Annotated in this window: 19 protein-coding genes; 8 read left to right on the top strand and 11 right to left on the bottom strand. The window is 35.6% G+C overall.

The genetic code is table 11. The annotated features are described in order from the left end of the window. Positions 1–133: 133 nt before the first annotated feature. The 6 genes from FN756_RS11150 to FN756_RS11120 all read right to left on the bottom strand — a co-directional run bounded on the left by FN756_RS11150 (position 134) and on the right by FN756_RS11120 (position 6,268). Positions 134–247 carry a transposase gene (locus FN756_RS11150; RefSeq protein ID WP_142604188.1) on the bottom strand — a complete coding sequence of 38 codons (114 nt, stop codon included), beginning with the start codon at positions 245–247 and terminating at the stop codon, positions 134–136. Between the two features lie 124 nt (positions 248–371). Next, positions 372–1,448 carry a TlpA family protein disulfide reductase gene (locus FN756_RS11145; RefSeq protein WP_142604187.1) on the bottom strand — a complete coding sequence of 359 codons (1,077 nt, stop codon included), beginning with the start codon at positions 1,446–1,448 and terminating at the stop codon, positions 372–374. A 1,124-nt stretch (positions 1,449–2,572) separates the two neighbouring features. After that, positions 2,573–3,715, bottom strand: coding sequence for a cyclopropane fatty acyl phospholipid synthase (gene cfa / locus FN756_RS11135; RefSeq protein WP_142604185.1), 1,143 nt, complete (start codon positions 3,713–3,715; stop codon positions 2,573–2,575). Between the two features lie 32 nt (positions 3,716–3,747). After that, positions 3,748–5,175: a L,D-transpeptidase family protein gene (locus FN756_RS11130; protein ID WP_185955256.1), complete on the bottom strand. Its 1,428-nt coding sequence runs from the start codon at positions 5,173–5,175 to the stop codon at positions 3,748–3,750. Positions 5,176–5,211: 36 nt separating this feature from the next. Further along, entirely contained in the window at positions 5,212–5,634 is a 423-nt protein-coding gene (locus FN756_RS11125; RefSeq protein ID WP_142604183.1) for a hypothetical protein, read from the bottom strand. A 205-nt stretch (positions 5,635–5,839) separates the two neighbouring features. Continuing rightward, a complete protein-coding gene (locus tag FN756_RS11120) occupies positions 5,840–6,268 on the bottom strand; it encodes an Hsp20/alpha crystallin family protein (RefSeq protein WP_246085467.1) in 429 nt (142 codons plus the stop codon). A 259-nt stretch (positions 6,269–6,527) separates the two neighbouring features. Here FN756_RS11120 and FN756_RS11115 point away from each other — a divergent pair, with 259 nt between their 5' ends. Continuing rightward, positions 6,528–6,749, top strand: coding sequence for a hypothetical protein (locus tag FN756_RS11115; protein ID WP_221929054.1), 222 nt, complete (start codon positions 6,528–6,530; stop codon positions 6,747–6,749). Positions 6,750–6,788: 39 nt separating this feature from the next. Here the strand turns inward: FN756_RS11115 and FN756_RS11110 are convergent, their stop codons facing one another. Continuing rightward, the gene (locus FN756_RS11110) at positions 6,789–7,505 is read right to left on the bottom strand and encodes a Crp/Fnr family transcriptional regulator (RefSeq protein WP_142604181.1); all 717 of its coding nucleotides are present in this window, start codon (positions 7,503–7,505) and stop codon (positions 6,789–6,791) included. Between the two features lie 135 nt (positions 7,506–7,640). Here FN756_RS11110 and FN756_RS11105 point away from each other — a divergent pair, with 135 nt between their 5' ends. Both FN756_RS11105 and FN756_RS11100 read left to right on the top strand, forming a co-directional pair. Beyond that, a complete protein-coding gene (locus tag FN756_RS11105; RefSeq protein WP_142604180.1) occupies positions 7,641–8,045 on the top strand; it encodes an MBL fold metallo-hydrolase in 405 nt (134 codons plus the stop codon). Positions 8,046–8,158: 113 nt separating this feature from the next. Then, positions 8,159–8,905 (top strand): acyl-CoA desaturase, encoded by a 747-nt coding sequence (locus tag FN756_RS11100; RefSeq protein ID WP_142604179.1) that lies wholly within the window; start codon positions 8,159–8,161, stop codon positions 8,903–8,905. On the opposite strand, the gene FN756_RS11095 is transcribed toward FN756_RS11100, so the two are convergent. From FN756_RS11095 to ppsA, 3 genes are read right to left on the bottom strand one after another with little or no spacing between them, the layout of a single operon-like run. Beyond that, positions 8,896–9,723, bottom strand: coding sequence for a CHAD domain-containing protein (locus FN756_RS11095; protein WP_142604178.1), 828 nt, complete (start codon positions 9,721–9,723; stop codon positions 8,896–8,898). The genes FN756_RS11100 and FN756_RS11095 overlap by 10 nt on opposite strands. A 20-nt stretch (positions 9,724–9,743) precedes the next feature. After that, positions 9,744–10,757, bottom strand: coding sequence for a 2-hydroxyacid dehydrogenase (locus tag FN756_RS11090; protein WP_142604177.1), 1,014 nt, complete (start codon positions 10,755–10,757; stop codon positions 9,744–9,746). Continuing rightward, positions 10,738–13,161, bottom strand: coding sequence for a phosphoenolpyruvate synthase (gene ppsA / locus FN756_RS11085; RefSeq protein WP_142604176.1), 2,424 nt, complete (start codon positions 13,159–13,161; stop codon positions 10,738–10,740). The genes FN756_RS11090 and ppsA overlap by 20 nt, the downstream gene beginning before the upstream one ends. A gap of 233 nt (positions 13,162–13,394) precedes the next feature. On the opposite strand from ppsA, the gene FN756_RS11080 reads away from it, so the two are divergent. The 5 genes from FN756_RS11080 to ligD all read left to right on the top strand — a co-directional run bounded on the left by FN756_RS11080 (position 13,395) and on the right by ligD (position 18,638). Next, positions 13,395–13,904 carry an AAA family ATPase gene (locus FN756_RS11080; protein ID WP_142604175.1) on the top strand — a complete coding sequence of 170 codons (510 nt, stop codon included), beginning with the start codon at positions 13,395–13,397 and terminating at the stop codon, positions 13,902–13,904. Further along, positions 13,882–14,895, top strand: coding sequence for a hypothetical protein (locus FN756_RS11075; RefSeq protein WP_142604174.1), 1,014 nt, complete (start codon positions 13,882–13,884; stop codon positions 14,893–14,895). Before FN756_RS11080 ends, FN756_RS11075 begins: the two co-directional genes overlap by 23 nt. A 240-nt stretch (positions 14,896–15,135) precedes the next feature. Continuing rightward, positions 15,136–15,366, top strand: coding sequence for a YtxH domain-containing protein (locus FN756_RS11070; protein WP_142604173.1), 231 nt, complete (start codon positions 15,136–15,138; stop codon positions 15,364–15,366). A gap of 74 nt (positions 15,367–15,440) precedes the next feature. Beyond that, the gene (gene ku / locus FN756_RS11065; RefSeq protein ID WP_142604172.1) at positions 15,441–16,214 is read left to right on the top strand and encodes a non-homologous end joining protein Ku; all 774 of its coding nucleotides are present in this window, start codon (positions 15,441–15,443) and stop codon (positions 16,212–16,214) included. Between the two features lie 3 nt (positions 16,215–16,217). Then, positions 16,218–18,638: a DNA ligase D gene (ligD, locus tag FN756_RS11060; RefSeq protein ID WP_142604171.1), complete on the top strand. Its 2,421-nt coding sequence runs from the start codon at positions 16,218–16,220 to the stop codon at positions 18,636–18,638. Between the two features lies 1 nt (position 18,639). Here the strand turns inward: ligD and miaA are convergent, their stop codons facing one another. Continuing rightward, positions 18,640–19,560, bottom strand: a complete 921-nt coding sequence (gene miaA, locus FN756_RS11055; RefSeq protein WP_142604170.1) for a tRNA (adenosine(37)-N6)-dimethylallyltransferase MiaA — start codon at positions 19,558–19,560, stop codon at positions 18,640–18,642. Positions 19,561–19,607 lie beyond the last annotated feature (47 nt).

Raw genomic sequence — 19,607 nt, 5'->3', positions numbered from 1 at the left:
TGCATGGTTTTGCACGCCTGACGCTGACTGATGCCATGCACAACAATCATGTGTTCAACTACTGTTTTCTTTTGATCAGGCGTTAAAGCTTTTTTACATGCGTTTCAGGCGACTGTTTTCTTCCTCCAATTCTTTAAGCGGCCGTGCTGATGCCGAGTTCCCGACAGATCTCTTGGGTGGTTCTGCCATTCTCGTGTTCTTTGATTGCCTTAACAATCTGTGTTTCTGTAAATCTGGTCTTTTTCATAGTTGCCAATTCAAAGTTAATTCCTTTTCGGTGAATCCCTCCCTTTCGCTGCGGAGAGAATTCTACTTTTAATTGGCCCAGGTTCAGGGAAGCCTACATAATTATTTGACCTATAAAAATTGAGTCAATTAGATAAATGTTCTTTTAAAAATAAATCTAAATCAACAAGAGTAATATCTTTTTTTATGACCCGACCTTTATTATCTAATAAAAAAACAGTTGGGAAATAACTAATTGAAAGTTTTGATGCTTCTATTCCATTTTCATCTAAATATTGCATCCAAGGAATTTTGTATTCTATGATTCTGTTTTGCCATAGATCAATATCTTCATTTTTGTCAGTAGAAATACCGACAATTTCAAATCCTTTGGATTTATATTTCTCATATAAAATTTTCAAGTCTTGGATATCTTTCAGGCATGGTTTGCATCGACTAAACCAAAAATCTATAAGTGTAAATTTTGCTTTATAAGTGTTCAATTTTACCTGAGAAAGTGCATTGGTTTTAAGATCAATATCAGGAAATTTTTCATATTCCTTTATTAATGAATTTTCGAAATCATTATTTAATAGATTCCATACATGCGTATTTTTCATTTTCTTTGAAAACAGACTTAATGTTTTTTGCCGTATATCTGATTGTCCAAATAAACTAAATCTTTCGATTAGGCTCCATAAAGCCACATACGAATCAGGCTTTTTCAGAACATAATTATATAAAGTAGAATCAAATTTTGAATTTCTAGATCGACTTAAATCTTGAAAATTGCTTGATTTGCAATTATATGAGGTGTTTTTGAAAAAAAAAGGAATTAATTCGGTGGAAAACTCCGCAGCGGTTCGACCATCAACTTGATTACATTCGGGTGATAAATAATCAATTTTAATTGATGTAGTCGATGGATCTATAAAATATTTACCCTCCCTCCATACTCTTTTTCCTTTGTCACTTAGAAAAATTATCCTATACATTTGTGGATAATTAACTTCGTTATCAATATGAAATTTGGAGTCTGTAATCTCGGAAACAATTTGCTTTTTTTCAAAATATTTAGGATCAATTGATGCTATTTTGAAATAAATGGAATCATTATCTTTATTGCCTCCTATAACTTCACCGATAATAATATTTTTTTTATGATTTTGTGCTAAAGCAGCACAAATATTCATCATTAGGATACCTGTCAATAAAATTTTCATAAAAAATACAAAATTTATCAATAGCAAGTTAGTTCAATTCAACTAACTTGCTATTGTTTGGATAATAAAAACTAAGCCACACAGCAGTTACTGCAATGACCATTTGCATCTACACATAACATACCATTACTGCATGATTCGTTAGCGTAAAGTGCACGACATTCACCATCACTTCCCCCTCCCCCCAATACAAATTTTAATTGTTCTCTAGAAAGCACTTCTAAGTCTTCTAGACTTAGTTTTTTTAATGATAACTTTTTCATTTGCTTTTTTATAGATTATTAAAATAGATTAATTGATGAGCCATTATTATGCAAAGTGCACATCTTGCTTAGCCCATACTAAAGATATATTCTTCTAGTCCGATATTTCCGGACTAAACAAAAAAGAATAAAAATTTTATCGAGTTCCTTACTTATTGTTTCTTGAATTGATCACAATACACTAAAAATTCATTGAAACTTTTAGAAATTCGATAAAGTTTGGTTGGGGTACAGTAATGTGGCCGAGTTACTAAACTTTGAAACTCCGATGGATGTATTGGAGGAAATAAGGAATTGAAATTCTACTTTTGAGTGGCCCAAAATATGGGGAAGCTTACATAGCCAAGGTACTTTTCAAACCATTTGTGATTGACAGTCTTGTTTGAACTGCTGGGATTGTGAAGAGTACACAATCCAATCTAATTATAAAAAAGTTGGCGTATAGAAATTTTCGAAGAAAATGTTCAATACCCCATGAGGTTAAAACGTTAAATGAAGTACGAACCAAAGTGAAAGAACGGATGATAGGATTACAATCACAACCGCCATCATCAGACATTAAACTTTAAAACTTATATTGAAAATAAAAGTTCACTTTTTAAAATAAATCCTGCGATTAATATAATCAAAACCACGGGACCTGTTAGGTTTATAGATCATTAAAATAGCACTTAGAAGGATTTTTGAATAAAAGTTCAAGAACCTCACTTTCCGCACCGAATAAATAAATAGAAAAACGCTGTAAATCTTATATTTACAGCGTTTTTTTGCTTATATCTATCTCGAATCATTTCTTTTCAACGAATTTTCAAGGTTACTTGATACAATTACAGATGATGCCATGGCAACTGCAGGTCAACACTATCTTATGGCCATATAGCCCTGTTTTAAACCTTTTGTAAAAACGATCTGCCAAAGTTGATTTTTTCTGGCCCGAAATGATCCTGCACACGATAACAGATAATATTGCCACATCTTGTAAAAACGCTCTCCATACTTTTTTTCAAGTGAAGGCCAGTTTTTACTAAAATTTTCGCTCCAGGCCATCAGCGTTTTATCATAATCCAATCCGAAATTATGTAAATCTTCCATAATAAATTGCCCATCGGCTGCATCTGTAATTTGAGCAATGCTGGGAATTAAAGAATTCGGGAAAATGTATTTTGAAATCCAAGGATCATTTTCTTTTGTCGATACATCCGAACCAATGGTATGAAGAAGAAAAATACCATCAGACTTTAGGCGACTATTAACCGCTTTAAAGTAAGTTTTGTAATTTTTTAAACCCACATGTTCAAACATTCCTAACGAAACCACGCGATCAAACTGATCCTCAATTTCACGGTAATCTTGAAATTTCAATTCTACTGGCAAATCTCGACAAAGTACTTTTCCTAATGCGAGCTGCTCTTTTGATACATTAATACCTGTTACAATGACGTCGAATTTTTCAGCGGCATATTTGGCAAAGCTGCCCCAACCACATCCAATATCCAAAATTCGCATTCCGGGTTTTAAGTGTAACTTTTGACAGGTTAATTCAAGCTTAGCCTCTTGTGCTTCGTCTAAAGTGGAGGCTTGCTTCCAGTATCCACAAGTGTAAGTAAGACGCTTGTCGAGCATTTTCCTAAACAAATCATTCCCCAGATCATAATGAAATGATGCATTTCGATATGCTTTTTTTAATCCTTGAAAATTGAGGATTTTAGATTGAAGTACAGCAAACCATGAAGAAATATCAGCGTGCGTATATTGATCTAAACGATATTCAAGCACTTTTGAGAAAAATTCATCAAGGCTGTAACAATCCCACCACCCATCCATATACGATTCACCCAACCCAAGTGAACTGGATACAAGAACACGCTTATAAAAACGCTGATCATTTACTTGTATATCGCAATCTTTGCTTCCATTTACTGTAATTCCAGCTATGGCGAAAAGCTTTTTAACCCTTTCTTCATAATAAGAAGCTTTTGGCGGTGAAATAATAATTTCTTTCATTGGGCAATGTTCTTTCTGAAAAAAATGTACAGTTAATTATCACTCACTTTTATTAATGAGTAGGTGTCTTTATAATATTCCACTTTATTGCTTGAATCTGCTTGAGCGGTAATGTAAACCACAAATACAGGTATAGGCTTATCCAGAGCAACCGAAACAGGCTCCTGATTTTTATAGCAAGCTTTAAGAAATGTGGTATCTAATTTATTATATAGCAAATAATTTCCTAATGCTATTGGTTTTTCCAGCCGTATACATCCATGACTCAAATAGCGCTTATCGGACTGAAACACGGTTTTGACATTTGTATCGTGCATATATATACTAAAAGGTGTTGTAAGATTGAATTTCATTACTCCTAAAGCATTATCGCAACCCGTAGACTGACGAAATTTATATGGAAAATTCTTTTTGTTTAAGGACGACCATTTGATTGAATCAGGATTAAGAATGATACCATTCTTATCGATAATTTGCATATTCATGGCATCAATCATCGTTGGCCGGCGTTTAAAGAGCGGAAGCAACTCATGAACCGCAATGCTATGAGGAACATTCCAATACGGATACAAGATTACTTCATTGCAATAAGTTGCAAAGCACGGAGTTGGAGTAGCTATTTTCCCTGCAACGACTTTCATATTCAATTGAACACTGCCGTTTTCATAGTAGCTTAATGTAGTTGAAGCTATGTTCACTACTATGTATTTATCAAAGTTGAAATGATGTATCCAACGGAAAAAGTTCATGGAAGAAATTAACTTCATCACTTGTACAACATCCCTCTTGTTTTGTTGTAGGGTATCATTTTGCTGTAATTTTGCCCGTAATTCAGCTTTTAACAAAACATACTCCTTCTTCTGTGGTTCTAAAGAATTAAAAAATTGATTTAACTCACCAGCTGATTTTACAGTAAGTAATTGTTTAATAATGTAGTCATTGTCTACATCAGCCTGTGTTTTTGAAATAGCATCATATCTCATCCATGTCATAATATCAGTTCCGGTAAAAAGACTTTTACTTAAAGCGATGGCCGCATCTGTATATAGTCGATCCAAACTTATTGTTGAACTATCAACTTGCATAAATGGGCTATCTACTATAGTATGTAATACGATATAATGGAAATTATCTTTATCCAGACTCAAGAGTTGCTCCCTCTCTATTAAACTTCTGAGTTGTTGTCTTAATTGTGCCGCTTGTGCTCCAGGAGCAAACCAAAACAATTTATTTTGTCGTTGTTGGTAAAATTTATCTACGAGCAAGGGATAAATCAATTCAGCTTTAGGTTCATCAAAACTCACTTTTTCGTTGTTTGCAAATGAGGATTGAAATGAGAACAGAACCAATACAACTGCCCAGTACAAAAAACGATTAAGTAAAGACAAGTGCGTTCTTTTCAATTTGAGTGGTTTAGGATATTGTGTGTTTATATTAGAATCGAATATTTCAAGGCGCATTTTCATTGCTTTATAGCGACTTAAACTCAGCGAGTTTTAATCCGTATCCATTCTTTTATCCTCAAGCCGATCATCTAATGATTTTCGTTCGGAAAGAGGAACACTAAATTGCTGCCCCTCATAGTTTTGCCTGGCCAATGTCCAGTCATCCGTTAAAGAAGTTTCTATCCACATATTACCCGACTGACGGAATACCTGAACGGGCAATCCGAATTTTTCCCAAAAATCGTTCTCTAACATTTCAACTGTTCTGTTTCCACTAATATCGACAAAGCCCGAGCAATCAAATTTTGACAAGTTGCCTATTGGTTCTATAGGATTTATTAATTCCGATTTAGGAGATGGTTTTCTGTTTGGGTGCGATTTTTTAAAAAATTCGATCTTTAAAAAAGGATATGCCTCGTTAAATCTTTTTTGAATTCCTTTGATCAGATCATCCTTTTGAATTTGCATTTCCATACTACTGATTTATTAGGTAAAACACTAAACAAATATATTTTAACTATTAACCAGGAAAAACGACAGAAATCAGTTAGAAGGATGAGTTTAATCATCAATAAGGTCCAGCATGAAAATAACGGCACAAAAAAAGCCCTACCAATTTAATAGTAGAGCCAATTAGAGAGCGCTAAATAACTAAACAAGCTAATTAACTAGTAGGCAATTATTTTACCGCAATTGATTTTGGTGCTATTTTTTTTGCCTCATCATTTTTAGGGAGCATCAGCTTCAGCACACCATCTTCATACTTAGCATCAATTTTATCGGAATTCACACCATCCGGTAAAGTAAACGAGCGGCTAAATGAAGAGTAATTATACTCCTTACGGGTAAATTTAGCATCCTTTTCTTCCTTTTGTTCTTCTGTTTCAGCACTGATAGAAAGCACTTTGCCATCAACCTCAATTTTGAAATCACTTTTTTTCATCCCGGGAACAGCCAAAGACACCTTGAAATCATTTTTTGTTTCTGAAATATTAACAGCCGGTACTGTTAACTCTCTGCCCCAATCCATTTTATCTAGCCATCCACCATTCCATGGCTTGAAAAAATCTTCAAACAAGGTTGGGAACAAATTTTCTCTTTTTTTCATTAATCTGGTTTCCATAATATGACCTCCTTTGATCCTAATGTATTGTATTAATCTGACTTTATTAATGACATCAGTCAGCTAACGAAATGATTTTCATTACTTTACACTATAACTACTCCGTACTTCAACATAATTCTACAAGAGTTAAAGCAAACAAATAATCAGCAGAATGTAAGGATATGTCTCCAAATCTCAACTATGACTTTTATCATACCAAGTATTTTCCAAGCTCGATATTTTTGATTTAAAAAATTGCAACATGAACTCATCGTTGATCCAAAAGTATAATGTACCCGGTCCTCGTTATACTAGTTATACAACTGTTCCATATTGGGAGAATGAAACGTACACAGAAGAAAATGGCTATAAACAGTATGGAAATCTTTTGATAGCAGCGCTAATGCTGCAGGCATCAGTATTTATATACACCTGTCCTTTTGCGAAAGCTTGTATACCTTTTGTGGATGTAATAAACGCATAACCAAAAATCATTCATAAGGGTATAGTTATAGAATGACTTTTAGTTGTAAATATTTGCTCTCCTGATCAATTCAGACTGGTTAATGATCTTTATTTTCTTTCCTACAAAATCAATCACATGATCAGATTTTAGATCAGAAAGCAACCGGATAACTGTTTCTGTAACTGTACCGACCATATTAGCTAATTCTTCGCGACTAAGCGATAAATTAATTGTAGCTCCATCGACTTCTGTACCTACTGCATATTTTAGATTTAAAATGACCTCTGCCAGCCGTTCTTTAACCTGTTTTTGAGCAATTTTAGTTGCTAATTGCACTGCAGACTTTACATCTCCGGCCAGTAATTTAAACATGCTTTTTGAAAGATTTGAATTGTTTTTCATAATACAATTAAAATCTTTCATGGGTATAAAACATACCCTGGTTTCAGTTAAAGCAGTTGCAGTGCAATCATAATGTTCTTCGGCTAACAAAGCTCGATAACCAAGAACATCACTTTCTGTTGCTAAACGAACGATTTGTTGTTTTCCAGTATTACCCAATTTGGAGAGTTTTACTTTTCCATCACTAATACAATAAAGTCCGTACGGATTCCCCCTTTCAACAAAAATATCTTCACCTTTCTTAAATAAAAGACAAGATTTTGAATTGTTCACAACATCAAGTTCACTGTCGCGCAAGTCACAAAAAACAGAATCTTTCCGCTGTTCACAGTTCTTACAATCCGTAGACTCTTGTAAGTAATTTTTCGCCATGTAGAATCGAATTAAATAAACAGTGGTTGAAAAATTATTTTTTTCTCAACCACTGCAAATATAAGAATCATGATTAATGTCATGTTTTCTATTCTAAAGTTTTGAGACTTTTGGCTTTATAAAAAATCAAAACGTATGATAATAGAACAAATTTATAGTAACAATCAAAGCCATACTGCATATTATATAGAGAGTGACGGTGAGGCTGCAGTTATTGATCCATTTATTGATGCAGATCTATGCTTGAAAAAAGCCAAAACCAATAAAGCTTGTATTAAATATGTATTTGGAACCCATTTTAATGCAAATAATTACGATGGGCAATTCAATCTGGCTGCAAAAACCGGTGCCACAGTTATTCTGGGCCCTAATACGAAGCCAAATTTTAAAACTCGCATTGCTTTAGATGGTTCTGTTTTTAAGTTGGGTGATATAATTATTAAGTTTCTGCAAATTCCTGGACCTGTCTCAGAAAGAATTGCTTTTTTGTTAATTGACAAAGACGGCCATCAACAAGCTATTTTTCAACCCAAGGAATAAGTAAAACAACTTGCTCCTTACTGATAAACAGGTTGAGTAGTATTCATTCTAGTTTTTTGACAGTTTAATCTCCAGTACTCACCGATTTTTTACGTTGATTATTTTTTTAACAAATGATTATTATAATATTTTTTATTGCCCATTGGTACCTATCGTTATTTACCCAAACCTTTTTTCTTCACCGCTACGCGGCCCATCAAATGTTCACCATGAATAAGCACTGGGAAAAGGTCTTTTATGTGCTAACTGCAATTTTCCAGGGCTCTTCTTATTTAAGTCCTAGAGGATATGGAATCATGCATCGTCTGCATCATGCTTATGCCGATACCGAAAACGATCCTCATTCGCCAAAATATTCAGAGAATATGTTTGATATGATGTGGAAAACCAAAACGATTTATTGCGATATTTTGCATGATAGGATAAAGTTGGATCCAAAGTTTATAAAGAATGTTCCTGATTGGCCACTCATGGACAAACTTGCCGATCGTTGGTTCATTCGAATTGCCTGGGGAGTTTTATATACGTTATTTTATATACAATTTGCTAATGCATGGTGGATGTTTTTATTACTCCCAATCCATTTTTTAATGGGACCAATCCATGGCGCTATTATTAACTGGTTTGCACACAAATTTGGATATGTCAACTTTAAAGTAAATGATACAGCTAAAAATCTGTTACCTCTTGATTTTTTGATGATGGGAGAAAGCTATCATAACAATCATCATAAATTTGGTGGAAGGGCTAATTTTGGAATAAAATGGTTTGAATTAGACCTCACTTATCCAATAATCCTACTTTTTAATGCGCTTGGAATCATTAAAATGAAGAAGAATAACGATTTGAACTACATGTAGCGGCATGGATTAACATTTAAATTGGTAAGGTGGGTTAAAATACACACCTTAACTTTTTCTTTTTCATTTGACAATTGATGTGAAATAATTTTCAGTTGTTTTTTTTCATCGGCATTAATTTCACTTTCCTGAGCAAGACGAAGGAGTGATATCGATATGCACAAATCATTAAACTGCTCCAATTCAACAATCAGGCTTTCAACAGGTTTAATTTCGTCTTTATTCCAAATCATAATTGGGAAAGGCTGCTTCAGTTCTTCTTCAAAGGTTTTGATATTGTGGAGTATATCTTTTAGTTTCTTACGAATGAGGTGCAGGTTTTCATCGTTATCATCCTGATATGCTGTAATAAGAGAAGCAATCTCAATTATTTTTTTTCTCACAAAACGCTCAATTGCAGTCAAATGAACACTATCAGGAAATTTTTCTTTAATAAATTCTTGCGCATCGGGCCAAGGATTAAGTGAAAGAGCATCTAACATCTTATCCTCCCACTCATCCAGTTCATTTTCAAGCAATAGCATATACTTATAAGGCTTGTGGGTATTATTTTTGGCAGCCTCGTAAACACGCTGTATATGTAATTGTAAATCCCGAATTATACCAGCCTTCCCATAAATAGCCTTAATTGTTTTAGGCATTAATAAATCTGCATTCGTTTCGTAGCTCAACATTCTTAAGAAAGCACTGTATCTTTTTAATTCACGCCATAAAAAATCAATGTTTCCGACCTTTAAATTACGCTCGATTTTTCTAGCATACTTGAAGAAGATTTTGAAAAACTTATCATTGATTAATACGATTTCGGCTTTATTCATATTGAGCAGTTTAAGGTTTATTAGCGAGACCTTATGTTTGGTTCAAAATGCAATTCATTCGCCGAATTCTGTTCAAGAGCCCAGCAGCCAATGTTGTGAAAAGTGGTAGTGGAAATAGTATACAACGATTCTTTTGTGGCAAATGCCTGATGCGGAGTAAGAAGAACATTTGGAAAACTCAACAGCTTTTTCAACATAGTATCTTCAAAAGTCTTGTTCGAATAATCATTAAAAAACACACCCTTTTCTTTTTCGTACACATCCGTACCAAAATACCCGATATGTCCATTTTCAATACCCTCTATTACATTCATTGTATTTACCACTGCACCTCTTGCTGTATTAATTACCATCACCCCTTTCTTCATAATTTCTATCATTTCCTTATCGATCAGTTGTTCAGTGTGTTCATTCAATGAAACATGGATGGTAATAACATCCGACAAACGGCAGAGCATTTCGAGTTCCATATAGTGTAATCCGTATTTTTCAACTAGTTCTTTATTTTCATGAATATCATACCCCAACAAATGACACCCAAAGCCGTGCAGGATTTTCGCCATCGCACTTCCAATTTTTCCCGTACCAACAATGCCAACTGTTTTATGTTGAAGATTAAAACCAATAAGATCATCAACTTTAAAATTATAATGATGAACCTGTTGGTTGGCCAACATCAGTTTTCTACTAAGGGCCAACATTAATCCAACGGCATGTTCAGCTATTCCATGTGGTGAATATTCCGGCACATTGGCCACTTTCATTCCCAAACTTAGAGCCGTTTGAATGTCCACATTGTCATATCCGGTAGCCCGAACAGCAATATACCTCACCCCTAACTCCTGCAACTGTAGAAGAACAGGTGCTGAAACGTCATCGCTTGTGAACACGCAAACTACGCTACAATCTTTGGCAAGACAAGCCGTTTCTAAGGATAGGGCTTCTTCAACCATTTTTAACTCATGCCCAATCACATTAGCTTGTTCAAAATAGGTCCGCTCGAAAAACTTAGTACTATAAATGATAGTTTTCATTTTGATCTTGATTAACTGACACAATAAATTCTGATTCGGCCTTATTAATATTCTCTATCCCATTGAGTATTGCATCAGGATTGAATGAAATACTATCAATGCCATGTTCTACTAAAAATTGGGCAAATTCCGGAAAATCACTAGGAGCCTGCCCACATAATCCAATTCTTCTTCCCAAGGCATTTGCTTTATCAATCACCATAGAAATCATCATTTTAACAGCCTGATTTTGCTCGTTGAATAGATCGGCAACCAATGCTGAATCTCTATCAATACCTAATACAAGCTGTGTTAAATCATTTGAACCAATTGAAAATCCATCAAACACTCTTGCAAACTCTTCTGCAACTAAAACATTGCTTGGAATTTCAGCCATCACATACACTTTTAAATGATTTTCTTCTTGCTTTAATCCAAATTCGCCCATTACTTCAATTACTTTCTTACCCTCATCAACCGTACGGCAAAATGGAATCATCACTTTCACATTTGTCAACCCCATTTCATTCCGCACTAATTTGATGGCCTCACATTCCAACCGGAAACCTTCTTTGTACAAATCATTGTAATAACGAGAAGCTCCGCGGAAACCCAGCATTGGGTTTTCTTCTTTTGGTTCAAAGTCGCTGCCACCAATAAGGTTTGCGTATTCATTGGTTTTAAAATCACTCATCCGTACAATCACCTCTTTGGGATAAAATGCTGCTGCAATGGTGGCAATGCCCTGAGCTAGTTTATCAACAAAGTATTGTTCTTTATCAGGATAATGATGAGTTAGCTCTTCAATTTTCTGTTTTACTGATCTATCTTTCAGTTCATTGAATTTTACAAGCGCCATTGGGTGTACCTGAATAAAATGGGTGATGATAAATTCAATTCTCATAAGGCCAACCCCATCATTGGGGTAGAATGATAATTTGAAAGCTTTCTCCGGATCGCCTACTATCATCATCACTTCAGTAGATTTTGGCATTTTTACATTCGTAAAATCAAGATCCTTTACTTCGAATGGCAATTTTCCTTTGTATACATAACCGGTTTTCCCTTCACAACAAGAAACGGTTATTAGTTCCCCATCTTTGATTTTTTCAGTAGCATTGCCACTTGCAACAATTGCTGGCACGTCTAATTCCCTGGCCACGATGGAGGCATGACTTGTCCGCCCACCTTTATTGGTGATAATGGCCGCCGTCTTTTTCAAAATCGGATCCCAATCCGGACTGGTCATATCAGTTACAATAATTTCTCCCTGATTTAAACTATCGGCATCTTTAGGTGATTCCAGAATTCTTGCAATGCCAGTTGTAACTTTAGTTCCAATGGCTACGCCTTCTGTAATCATCTCACCCTTCTTTAGTAATTGGTATTCGTGTATCAGGTTAGGATTTTTTTGAGTATGTACGGTTTCGGGACGCGCCTGCAGGATATACAATTCATTGGAGAATCCATCTTTAGCCCATTCAATATCCATCGGTTTTTGATAATGCGCCTCAATTTTGGTTGCCCATTTGGCAAGCTGATATATTTCCTTATCCGATAATACATATTGCTCCTGCTTTTCTTTCGGAGTATCGATGTTTAGTAGTGTAGAAGTTAACGATTTTTCATCTGCAGCATACACCATAGTTTTTGCCTTTTCACCCATTTTTTTTTGAATAATCGCCTTTTTACCTTTTAGTAACATGGGTTTAAAAACATAAAACTCATCAGGCGTAACAGAGCCCTGTACAATGTTTTCACCTAAACCCCAAACTCCCGACAGATGAATGACATCGCGAAAACCTGATTCCGGTTCCAATGTAAAACCAACACCTGAGCATGCTTTATCAGATCGAACCATTTTTTGTACACCCACCGATAAAAACACGCTGCTATGAACAAAACCATTATCTTCCCGATACTTGATAGCCCTGTCGGTATACAGCGACGCAAAACATTGTTGCACAGCTTTTACTAAGGCATCTTTTCCTTTTATATTAAGATAAGATTCATGCTGACCTGCAAAACTGGCTTCAGGTAAATCTTCGGCAGTGGCACTGCTTCTTACGGCAACTTCAGAATCAGAATCACCGCATAATTCTTTATAAGCGTCAATGATTTCTTTCTTAATATCTTCTGGGAACACTGCATACAGTATTAATTGTCTTGCTTTGGCACCTATTGCTCTAAGATTGGTAAATTTTTTCCTGTCAAGTTGCTGCATCAGTTGCTGCAAAGGTTCGTTGAGCTCGTTGTGATCTAGCAGGTAGCGAAAAGCGGCGGAGGTAATAGCAAAACCATCGGGAACCTTAATACCATGTAATGAAAGCTTCGAAAACATTTCACCTAACGAAGCATTTTTGCCCCCTACTATAGCTAAATCATTTATGCTAATGTCTTTGAATTTCTTAATAAACGGTTTCATACGATCATCTTTTTTTGACCAGCAAAAAGTTACCACTGATTTGATAACTCTTTTAGATGAATAAATTTAGGCGGATGCTTTTCCAGTTTTCATGAGGTCCATCAAATAACAACCTGATTTGAATCATAGAGAACCGGAAATAGCTGCTTAATTATATCATGTCAGTTTTTTGCGCATCATCTACTATTTACCTAGATTAATGTAAAGTTTCCGAAACATATTTTGAACCATTTATGATTGTAATTGTATTTGGCCTGCCAGGTTCTGGTAAAAGTTATTTCGCTTCCCGCCTTGCTGAAATGATAAATGCTGATTATATAAACAGTGACAGATTAAGGATGGAAATGCATGCCATCAGAACATATTCTGAAGAAGAAAAACTTTCAGTTTATGAAAAAATGCTGGAAAAAGTCACACTTTCAAAAAATGACAAAGGTATTGTGGTACTTGATGGAACTTTTTATAAAAAAAAGATCAGGAAAATATTCATCGATGGATTAAGAACCTTGGATGCCGTATTCTTTATCGAAGTAAAAGCTGAGGAATCCGTCATCCGTGAACGGTTAAAAAATCGCAGGCCTTACAGTGAGGCTGACTTTGATATTTATCAAAAAATAAAAACGCTATGGGAACCAATGGTAAATGATCACCTGGTGCTGGAATCGACAAACGATAATATTGAAGATATGCTATTGATGGCGGTTAATCATCTGAATAAGTATGGAGAAACAAGAAATAAATAAACTGATTTCAGCAGGAAAATTTCTTAACGTATGCGACCATCCTGAGCTCGTTGAAACGCACATTTCATGGGTCATTTTGTGTAACCGGTTTGTTTACAAGGTCAAACAACCCATGAAGTATTCCTTCTTGGACTTTTCTACACTAAAGAAACGGAAATACTTTTGTGAAAAAGAATTGAAATTAAATCAAAGATTGACGGAAAATATGTACCTCGATATTCAACCTGTAAGGCAATCACCAGAAGGAATTAATCTTGGCCTAAATGAGGGAGAAATTATTGATTATGCCGTTCGCATGCGCAGAATGGACGAAAAAAAGCAAATGGATGTTTTATTGAGTAAAAACAAGGTTTCAGGAAGTGACATACAAAACATAGCACAACAGATCGCTGCTTTTCACCTAAACGCCTGCTGCATTTACAAGAAAGAGGTGCGCAATATACAGAAGAAGTTCAATGCCTTGGCTGAGCAAAAAAGTTATTTATACGAGCACTTGGGCGCTGAAAGCAGGGATATCATCGACAAAGCGGTTGAAGTTAATATGAATTTTATTGGTAAACATAATGACCTTTTATTGGCAAGATTGCGCTTGGGATTTTTCCGTGATGTTCATGGAGACTTGCACTCACGGAATATATTCCTACTTCCAGAACCTGTTATATTTGATTGCATAGAGTTCAACGACGACTACCGCCAAATTGATGTGCTGAACGAGGTAGCTTTTTTATGTATGGACCTTGAGGCATTCGGTCGACCGGATTTATCCAAATTATTCATCAAAACTTACAACAATTTGTTTCCTTGTATGCAAACCAAGGAGGAAAAATCACTCTTTATTTATTATAAATGTTATCGTGCTAATGTGAGGGCAAAGGTTAATAGCCTTAGATCAAAGAATGCTGATAATGAGCAGCGTAAAAAAGCACTTGCCGAAACGGAAAAATACCTTCGTCTTATGGATTCTTATGTATCAATGCTTCTTGCTGAATGAAGGAACGCATTTAAGTAGCATCATTTAACAGGATGCTTCATTAACCTCCAACCCCAATCGTTTTCTTTCATAACCATATTCAGTAAAAAATCGGAATTCCGATCTCCTACTTCATAATCTCCGTAGAGAACCCGGAAGCAAAAAAAGCAAATTCATTTTCCCAAAGATTTACTTTTCCAAAACCAATACGTATCATTCTCGTTTACAATATATTACTTAAACCTTTAAAAACTATTCAATATGAATAATGATAGTAAAACAATTTTAGCATTTCTGGCAGGTTTAGCCATTGGATCAGGACTGGGTTTAATAACAGCTCCTGATAAAGGTTCAGCATTGAGACATCGCTTAAGCGAAACGCTGAAACGTACAAGCAATGATATTATTGATATTCTAAATACAGGGATAAATTCTGTCAAGGACAAATTTTCGACAAGGGTTCAGGAAGCAGTCGATGATATGGGCTTGTAATCTGCCATGGAGAGGATGACAGATTATTTTCTGATGTCCTCTCCCTTTCTTTAAAACATCTTAATCTCTCTATTATGAAAGCAATCTGGAAGGGAAGTATCAATTTCGGCTTAGTAAATATTCCAATTAAGCTGTATAGCGCCACTCAATCAAGCACATTGGACCTCGACATGCTTGATCGGAGCGACCATGCCCCTATCCGTTTCAAAAGAGTAAACGAAAATAGTGGAAAGGAAGTTCCTTGGGAAAATATAGTAAAAGGTTATAAATACCAGGATGATTACGTGATTTTAGAAGAGGCGGACTTTGAGGAAGCATCACCTGAAAAGTCAAAAACTATCCAAATTGAAAATTTTCTCGAATTAAAAGATGTTGACCCCATGTATTTTGAGAGTCCTTATTATGTTGAGCCTGAAAAGGGAGGAATGAAAGCGTATAGCCTTTTACATCAGGCATTAGAAAAAACGCAAAAAGCAGGTTTAGCGCGGTTTGTTCTGCGTACATCAGAGTACTTATGCTTGATCCGGTCAATAAAAAAAGGGTTGGTCATTCAAAAAATTCGTTTTCCTGAAGAAATCAGAAATATGGATGAATTAAGCATTGAAGAACCTGCTATTAACAAGAAAGAGCTTGATATGGCGCTGGCATTGATTAAAGAATATACCACGCCGTTTGATCTGTCAAGTTTTAAAAATTCGTACACTGAATCATTACTGAACATCATTAAAGCGAAAGCAGCGGGAAAACGACCAACCATCCGAAAAATTAAAGCCGAAACAGTTAAAAAATCTGATGACTTAATGGATCAATTGATGAAAAGCTTATCGGTAAAGAAAAAAGTTTCATAAGGTATGGACAGCCTTAAAGCGTATCATGACAAAAGAGATTTCTCCAAAACCAATGAACCGCAAAGAGGTACATCAAAAGGGGAAAAACTAGCATTTGTAATCCAAAGGCATCATGCAAGTCAATTACATTATGATTTCCGATTAGAATTGGCAGGAACGTTAAAAAGCTGGGCGGTACCCAAAGGTCCATCCTTAAATCCGCAGGATAAACGTTTGGCAATGATGGTGGAAGATCATCCCATCGATTATAAATCATTTGAAGGTGAAATTCCCAAAGGAAATTATGGAGCCGGCAATGTACTAATTTGGGACAAGGGCTATTATTCCCCATTAAAGGAATACAAAAATCCTGAAAAAGGTTTGTTGGAAGAATTAGAAAAAGGCAACCTGAAATTCGTATTGAATGGTAAGCGGCTTAAAGGGGAATTTGCACTGGTAAAAATCAAATCGGACGAAAAAAACGCCTGGTTATTAATTAAGCATGGCGACAAATATGCTACTGATAAAGTTTATAATGCGGAAGATTTTGTTTCTGAACGCGTAAAAAAGAAAGGAAATAAAACTTCCGAAAAAACTTCGCGTTCCAGGCAAGTGACAAAACCGGTTGGCTTTGTTTCACCGATGTTGGCGGAAACTCCTAAAAAAAGGGAAGTCAGCGGTGGAAGCTGGGTATATGAGCCCAAATTAGATGGATACCGAATAGTTGCAACGGTTAGCAAGCACATGGTTCATCTTTACTCCCGGAACCAAATAAATTATACCACCAAGTTTCAGCAAATTGCTACCATTTTAAGCCGTTTCGATCATGAAGTTATTTTGGATGGAGAAGTCGTTTGTCTAGATAAAACCGGAAAACCTGACTTTCAGCTTTTACAAAACTTCATGAAAGATCCTTCAGGTAAAGTTTATTATTATGTGTTTGATCTTTTGCATTTAAATGGAATTTCAACGATTTCAATGCCATTAAGCGACCGAAAGAAATTACTTGAAAAATTAATTTCTAGCTTAAAATCACCACAGGTTATTTATGTTCCTTCCGAAAGAGGCAAGCCTGAAGAGCTTTTGAAAACGGTATTTAACGAAGGTAGAGAAGGAATCATTGCCAAAAAAATTGACAGTATCTATTTACCCGGAACCCGAAGTTCAGATTGGGTAAAACTTAAAATCACCAACGATGACGAGTTTATCATTGGTGGTTTTACTGAAGCACGTTCGGGAACCGAGAAAATTGGCGCCTTGCTATTAGGGAAATATGAGGATAGCAAACTTGTATTCACAGGTAAATGCGGAACTGGTTGGAATGAAAAAGATGATGCTGAACTCCACGCAAAATTCATCCCTTACGAACAGAACACCAGTTCATTCACTGAAAAAATAACAAATGACACCCCTGTCCATTGGTTACAACCTAAATTAATTGCTACCATAAAATTTGCAGAAAAAACCAAAGATGGAAAATTACGACATCCAGTTTTTAAAACGCTTCGAGATGACAAAAACGCCACAATCAAAAAGCATCCAGCAATGAAAGAAGATAATTACGAATTAAAAATCGGAAAGGTTAAGTTGAAACTTACCAATCAAAATAAAATCTATTTCCCCGATGATCATATTACAAAAGGAAATGTGGTAGATTACTACGATTCCATTTCCGACTATATTCTACCCTATCTCAAAAACCGTCCACTTTCATTGAACCGACATCCCAATGGCATTTACGGCAGCAGTTTTTATCAAAAGGACATTGAGAGCAAACCTGAATGGCTGGAGACAGTCCCTATCTTCTCAGAACACAATAATCAGGAAATCAACTATGCAATCTGTAACGATAAAGCAGGACTGATCTATTTCGCCAATTTAGGTTGCATTGAAATGAACCCCTGGCTTTCACAAATTCCCAAAATTGACCAACCGGATTATCTAGTTATTGACCTAGACCCTGAAGATATTGAGTTTAAAAAAGTAATTGAGGTGGCATTGGCTACTAAAGAAGTTTATGATTCACTCGGCATTACCAGTTTCGTTAAAACATCGGGATCGACCGGAATACATATTTATATACATGTTGCCCAAAAATATGATTTCGAAATTGTGAGAAAATTCGCTGAGTTCATTGCCCAACGGGTAAATGAAGAAGTGCCTGCAATCACAAGTTTAGAGCGTAGTCCCAAAAACCGGCAGAAGAAAGTGTATGTTGATTACCTTCAAAACCGAAAAGGCCAAACACTTGCATCTGCTTATAGTTTAAGGCCAAAACCGGGAGCAACCGTTTCATGGCCTCTATTCTGGACTGAGGTGACCTTTGATTTAAAAATGGAAGATTATAATATATTTAATGTTCCTGAACTGCTTAAAACAAGAGATGATCCTTGGAAAGAGCTGCATAAAACAGCTGTTAACTTGCTTAAGGTTCTAAAAAAATAAGCTATACTTCTTTTGATCTTAGTAAGGATTTAATTGCATCCAATTGCTCATTTAATGGAGTTGAGGCATCGATCCAGTGAATTTCGTGTCCATCCCGTTCCATCTTTCTAAAATAAGTCATTTGTCGTTTGGCAAATTGATGTATGGCCACTTCCAGTTTAGCAACCATTTCATCGTAGCTGAATTCATGGAGCAAATATTGAGTAATCAGCTTGTACTCTAAACCATAAAAGATGATTTTTTCAGCAGAAATACCCTTATCCAATAAAGCTTGAACTTCCTCAATCAAGCCTTGTTGCAACCGTTCTTGTAAACGTTTCGTAATGCGTTCACGGCGAAGTTCCCGGTCAATTTTCAACCCTATTATAGTAGCCTTAAATTGGGGTAGATCTGCAAATTCAAAAGGATGTTTTTGTAAATAACTTGCAATCTCAATCGCTCTTATTAAGCGTTTATGAGTTGATGTATCAGCCAGATGGGTATAATCAGAAGGTAGTTCATTAAAAATCGAAATTAGTTCTTCTTTATCTTTTAGCAGCAATTCTTTACGCAATTGTTCATCAATAGGAATACGGGTAAACTGAAATCCACTTAACACAGCATCAATATACATTCCTGTTCCACCACATAGAATTGGTGTTGCATTATGCTTGCCAACCTGATGAATTGCTTCATCAAAATCACGTTGATAATCAGCTATATTATAATCATCGCCAGCATTCCGGATATTGATCAAATGATAGGGTATTAACTTGCCGTTAACATTATATTCATTGAGATCTTTGCCGGTACCAATATCCATACCTGTATAAATTTGACGGGAATCAGCGCTCAGCACCTCACCGTTTATTTCATAAGCAAGATGTGTAGCTAGTTTTGTCTTGCCGGAAGCGGTTGGACCAAGTATAACGATGAGATTCATGGGTTTTACAGGTTGAAGGTTACAAGTTTAAAAAAGTCCATAGCAAA

It is taken from the genome of Solitalea koreensis, assembly GCF_900182575.1.
GTDB classification, from domain to species: domain Bacteria; phylum Bacteroidota; class Bacteroidia; order Sphingobacteriales; family Sphingobacteriaceae; genus Solitalea; species Solitalea koreensis.
Note: the sequence above shows the minus strand (reverse complement) of the source record. Positions and strands in the feature narration are given on the sequence as shown.